The sequence below is a fragment of the Nonomuraea sp. NPDC049141 genome, from assembly GCF_040648415.1.
Taxonomy (GTDB): Bacteria; Actinomycetota; Actinomycetes; order Streptosporangiales; family Streptosporangiaceae; genus Nonomuraea.
In genome coordinates, this window is sequence record NZ_JBEZDR010000061.1 from 2,750 (window position 1) to 7,968 (window position 5,219).

At 69.9% G+C, this 5,219-nt stretch carries 2 protein-coding genes; both read right to left on the reverse strand.

Annotated elements, in window-relative coordinates; genetic code table 11:
• Positions 1-73 precede the first annotated feature (73 nt).
• The gene (locus AB0B91_RS63765) at positions 74-2,866 is read right to left on the reverse strand and encodes an immune inhibitor A domain-containing protein (protein ID WP_089003741.1); all 2,793 of its coding nucleotides are present in this window, start codon (positions 2,864-2,866) and stop codon (positions 74-76) included.
• A gap of 265 nt (positions 2,867-3,131) precedes the next feature.
• Positions 3,132-5,096 carry an acetate--CoA ligase gene (gene acs / locus AB0B91_RS63770; protein ID WP_089002406.1) on the reverse strand — a complete coding sequence of 655 codons (1,965 nt, stop codon included), beginning with the start codon at positions 5,094-5,096 and terminating at the stop codon, positions 3,132-3,134.
• Positions 5,097-5,219 lie beyond the last annotated feature (123 nt).

Below are 5,219 nucleotides of genomic sequence, written 5' to 3' on the forward strand. Positions count from 1 at the left end.
TGGGCGGGGCCCGCCCGGAGAGCAGTGTGCTCCCGGACGGGCCCCGCCTGTCACCGCTCGGCCGACCCTCGGGTCAGTTGCGCGCGGGCGTGACGTGCACGGTCGCGTACGAGTTGTCCCTCGCGGCGCGCTTGATGGTGATGGTGACGCCGTAGGACACGCCCTGGTCACCCGGGTTGCCGGTGCCCAGCACGATCGCCCCGCCGCCCAGGGTGACCCCGTAGTAGGACGTCGCCGGCGTACCGTCCGGGTTGGTGACCCGGGTCGTGTACGGCGCGTTGCCCTTCGACGGGACGACCACGGAGGCGTCGTTGTCCCGCGCGTACGGCGAGCCGTCGCGCATCTCGATGCCCGGGTACCAGCCCTTCGCGTCGGTGAAGCCCCGCACCGGCGCCTGCGGGCCGAAGCTGGTGCAGTACTCGCTGTACGGCTCGTCCGCCGCCTCCAGGCACTCCTTGAAGGGGTACGTGGGCTTGAGCGAGAAGGCCGCGTTCGCGGACTGCGGGCGGCTGGGCAGGTTGTCCAGCACCGACGGGTCCTTGACGGCCGCCTCACCCGTGCGGCGGTACGGGTCGAAGTGCGAGTCGACGATCAGCAGACCGCCCTTGGCGCCGTAGCTGGGCAGCGCGGTCATCTGCGCCGTGGTGTGGTTGACGTCGCCCCGCTCCGTGTCGCGGTACCAGACCAGCATGCCCGGCGCGTTGTAGGAGACCCGGTCCACCTTCCACGCGTCGCGCGAGTAGATCGTGTCGTAGGTGTACTTCAGGCCCTCGTCGAAGCCGTCGAAGTTGCGCCACTCGGCCAGGTAGTAGTGCGCCTGGGTCGAGGTGCCGGTGTCGATGTGCCAGCCCTGGCCGGTGGTGTCGACGAAGGTGCCGCCGGTCGCCGTCCAGCCGTTGGCCCCGCCCTCGACGTCGTCGCTCCACGTGGTGGCGCCACCGCCGGTCACCGAGAAGTCGTCGGCGAACCAGCCGCGCTCCGCGAACGCCTCGTCCGTGGCGTAGCGCAGCCGCAGCTGCACGGTCTGCCCGGCGTACGCCGACAGGTCCACGTAGTCGTGCCGCCAGCCGTGGGTGTCACCGGTGAGGCCGTACTTCTTGTTGCCGAAGTCCACCATCCGGCCGTTCGGGTCGGCGTAGCCGTCGTTCGTGGTGACGAGCTTGCCGGTCGAGTCGTAGACCTTCTGCTCGGTCCAGGTGGTGCCGCCGTCGGTGGAGAGCTCGACGAAGCCGTAGTCCCAGTCGGCCTCGATGACGAAGTTGTTCCACATCCAGAACTTCGCGTCGGCCGCCGCCGGCACGGCCACCTGACGGGCGATCTTGACGTCCGCCCAGTCCTGGTCGGCGCCGGAGTACCACATGTTCGCGCCGCTGTGCGGCGTGGCCAGCGTGATCACCTTGTCCGGCAGGTCGATCTTGATGCCGTCCTTGGTGCCGCGCGGGGTCCGCGAGGTCTGGCCGAGCTGCACGGAACGCGGGTCGGAGCCGGGCGCGAGGGTCAGCGGGTCGGCCCAGCCGAGCACCCACTTGTCCCACAGGCCCATGTGCGTCGGCAGCGCCTGGAAGATCTCACCCGAGTGCGAGCCCGAGGCCATCAGGTCCCAGAAGTCGACGTCGGAGTCGGCGTTGCCGGAGGTGTCGTAGAGGTCCGGCAGGCCCAGGTCGTGGCCGAACTCGTGGGCGAAGACGCCGACGCCGGCATCCTCCGGCTGCACGATGTAGTTCGAGACCTGCAGGTCGGTGCCGGGGATGGTGTAGCCGCCGGCGATCGACGACGAGTGCGCCCAGATGGCGTACGTGCCCTCGGCGCCGCCGCCGCGGGACTTGCCCTGTCCGGCGTGCACCAGCACCAGGTGGTCGATCACGCCGTCCGGCTCGAAGAGGTTGCCGTCGCCGTCGCGGTCGCCCTGGTCCTCGATGTCGTAGTCGGCCCACGGGAAGTCCGGGTCCGTCTTCGCGAGGGTGTCGATCGCGTCGGTGGCGAGCCGGCCCGCGCCCTGCGGGTTGTCCGGGTGGCCGTTCATCGACTGCTGGCGCCCGGGGACCCAGTTGCCGTTCTCGTCCTGGAAGCAGCGCGAGGCCGCGTACCAGCCCTCGGAGTGCGGCACCTTGATCCACGGGCTGGCCTGCCCGTCGACCGTGTACGCGCCCTTGGACATCTCCAGGTACATGTTGTGCATGGTCCGGCCGGCCAGGCTGACGCCCGGCTTGCCGTCCGGCCCGGTCAGGTCCGGGCGGACCCGCTCGGTGATGCCCTCCTTGGTGTAGAGCATCTTGTCGTAGTGGGTGGGCGAGAAGTCCGGCACCCACATCGAGTTGTTGTCCTCGTGCGGCAGGTTCGCCGGGTTGGGGATCTTGTTGTGCAGGGGCCCGTTCTGCACGGAACCGAGGACGCAGCTCCGGTCCTCGAAGACCGTCCTGGGCACCATGACGTCGGTGAAGTCGTCGTTGGCCTGGTCGTTGAACTCCACCAGCAGGGTCAGCAGCTTGGCGGTCTGGGTGCTCGGGGCCTGCTTGATCTGCCGCGGGCTCTTGCCCGTCTTGATCGCCTTGGCCTCGTGCTTCGCGAGCTGCTCGGCCGCGACGGGGTTGCCGCGGGCGTACTTGCGGTCGAAGGCGCGCGCCTCTTCGACCGCCGGGGCGAAGACACCACCCTTGCCCTTGACCTCGCGGCCGCTGCTGTCCGGCTGGACGGCCGGCTCGGCGTAGTTGATGTAGTACTCGTCCGCGCCGATCGTGGCTCGGGCGGGGCCGGGCTCCGCCGCCGCCGCGCCACCGGTCACGGTCAGTGACGTGGCGGCGAGGGCGATGGCGGGCAGCGCGACGAGCAGGCGTCGACGCGACCCGGATTGCGGATTTTGGTTCATGCCGCTCCGTTTCTCGGGCATGGGGGAGGAAGAAGTCGGCCGGCCCTCCATCGATGTGACATCCATCGAACCGACCCGACCTGCGTGAACCTAAATCAGAAAACAGGCGATTGACAGGGGTCGACGACTGCCTGTGTCCGTTCAGCTTCTCCCGGCTCACCCGACCGACCGATGTGACAGCCCGCATCCGGCCGGTTGCCCATGCGTAAGAGACGACGATGGGTGACGGCCCGCGCGGGCCGTCACCCATCGGGGCGTACGCGTGTCAGTCCTCGTCGGACTTCCCGCCGCCCATGCCGGACGAGATCAGGTCCATGACGGACGAGTCCTGGAGCGTGGTGACGTCGCCGAGCGAGCGGTTCTCCGCGACGTCGCGCAGCAGCCGGCGCATGATCTTGCCCGAACGGGTCTTCGGCAGCTCCGGCACCAGCATGATCTGCCGGGGCTTGGCGATCGGGCCGAGCGTCTTCGCCACGTGGTTGCGCAGCTCGGCGATGAGCTTCTCACCGGCGTCGCCGGCGATGTCCGTGGTGCCGCGCGGGATGGCGAACGCGACGATTGCCTGCCCGGTGGTCGGGTCGGTCGCGCCGACCACCGCCGCCTCGGCCACCGACGGGTGGGAGACCAGCGCCGACTCCACCTCCGTGGTGGAGATGTTGTGCCCGGACACCAGCATCACGTCGTCGACGCGGCCGAGCAGCCAGACGTGCCCGTCGTCGTCCTTCTTCGCTCCGTCCCCGGCGAAGTACATCCCCTCGAAGCGCGACCAGTACGTCTCGATGAACCGGTTGTCGTCGCCCCAGATGGTGCGCAGCATCGACGGCCACGGCTCGCGCAGCACCAGGTAGCCACCGCCGCCGTTCGGCACCGACTGACCCTGGTCGTCGACGACGTCGGCGACGATCCCGGGCAGCGGCGTCATCGCCGAGCCCGGCTTGGTCGCCGTCACGCCCGGCAGCGGCGAGATCATGATCGCCCCGGTCTCGGTCTGCCACCAGGTGTCCACGATGGGCAGCTCACCCCCGCCGACGTGCTGCCGGTACCACATCCACGCCTCGGGGTTGATCGGCTCGCCCACGCTGCCCAGCAGCCGCAGCGAGGACAGGTCGTAGCCGGCCGGGATGTCGTCGCCCCACTTCATCATCGTGCGGATCAGCGTCGGGGCGGTGTAGAGGATGCTGACCTTGTACTTGCCGACGATCTCCCAGAACCGGCCCTTGTGCGGGGTGTCCGGGGTGCCCTCGTACATCACCTGGGTGGCGCCGTTGGAGAGCGGGCCGTAGACGATGTAGGAGTGCCCGGTCACCCAGCCGATGTCGGCCGTGCACCAGTAGACGTCGGTCTCCGGCTTCAGGTCGAAGACCGCGTGCGTCGTGTACGACGTCTGGGTCAGGTAGCCGCCCGTGGTGTGCAGGATGCCCTTCGGGCGGGCCGTGGTGCCGCTGGTGTAGAGGATGAACAGCGGGTGCTCGGCGTCGAACGGCTGCGCGGCGTGCTCGGCCGACGCGGTCTCGACCGTCTCGTGCCACCAGCGGTCCTTCGCCGACCAGGCGACCTCCTCGCCGGTACGCCGGACCACCAGCACGTGCTCGATCGACGGGCAGTTCGCCACCGCCTCGTCCACGGTCGGCTTCAGCGCCGACGGCTTGCCCCGGCGGTAGCCGCCGTCGGCGGTGATCACCACCTTCGCGCTGGCGTCCTGGATGCGGTTGGTCAACGCGTCGGCCGAGAAGCCGCCGAAGACCACGCTGTGCGTGGCACCGATCCGGGCGCAGGCGAGCATCGCGACCGCCGCTTCCGGCACCATCGGCAGGTAGATCGCCACCCGGTCGCCGGCGGAGACGCCCAGGTCGGTCAGCGCGTTCGCCGCCTGACAGGTCAGCCGGTGCAGATCGGCGTACGTGATGGTCCGGGTGTCGCCCGGCTCGCCCTCCCAGTGGATGGCGACCTTGTCGCCCAGCCCGGCCTCGACGTGCCGGTCCAGGCAGTTGTAGGCCACGTTGAGCTGCCCGCCGACGAACCACTTGGCGAACGGCGGCTTCGACCAGTCGAGCACCTGGTCCCACTGCCGCGCCCAGGTCAGCCGCCCGGCCTGTCGCTCCCAGAACGCCAGTCGGTCGGCTTCGGCCTCCGCGTACGCGTCGGCGGTGACGTTGGCGTTCGCGGCGAGTTCGGCCGGCGGCGGGAACTGGCGCGTCTCGTTCAGCAGATTTGCCAATGCCTCGCTCATGCCGTACTCCCTCGTCGCTCAGGTGACCTGCGTCTCTCTAGGGCACGAGGTTAGTCGTGGCGGCCGGTGCGGGCGACCGCCGGTCCGGCCGACGCGCGCCGAGCGGCCCCCACCGCGCGCCGG

Bases quoted from the DNA above. Each gene is read 5' to 3' on its own strand.
- AB0B91_RS63765 (WP_089003741.1), bottom strand. From the start codon at position 2,866: ATGAACCAAAATCCGCAATCCGGGTCGCGTCGACGCCTGCTCGTCGCG.
- acs (WP_089002406.1), bottom strand. From the start codon at position 5,096: ATGAGCGAGGCATTGGCAAATCTGCTGAACGAGACGCGCCAGTTCCCG.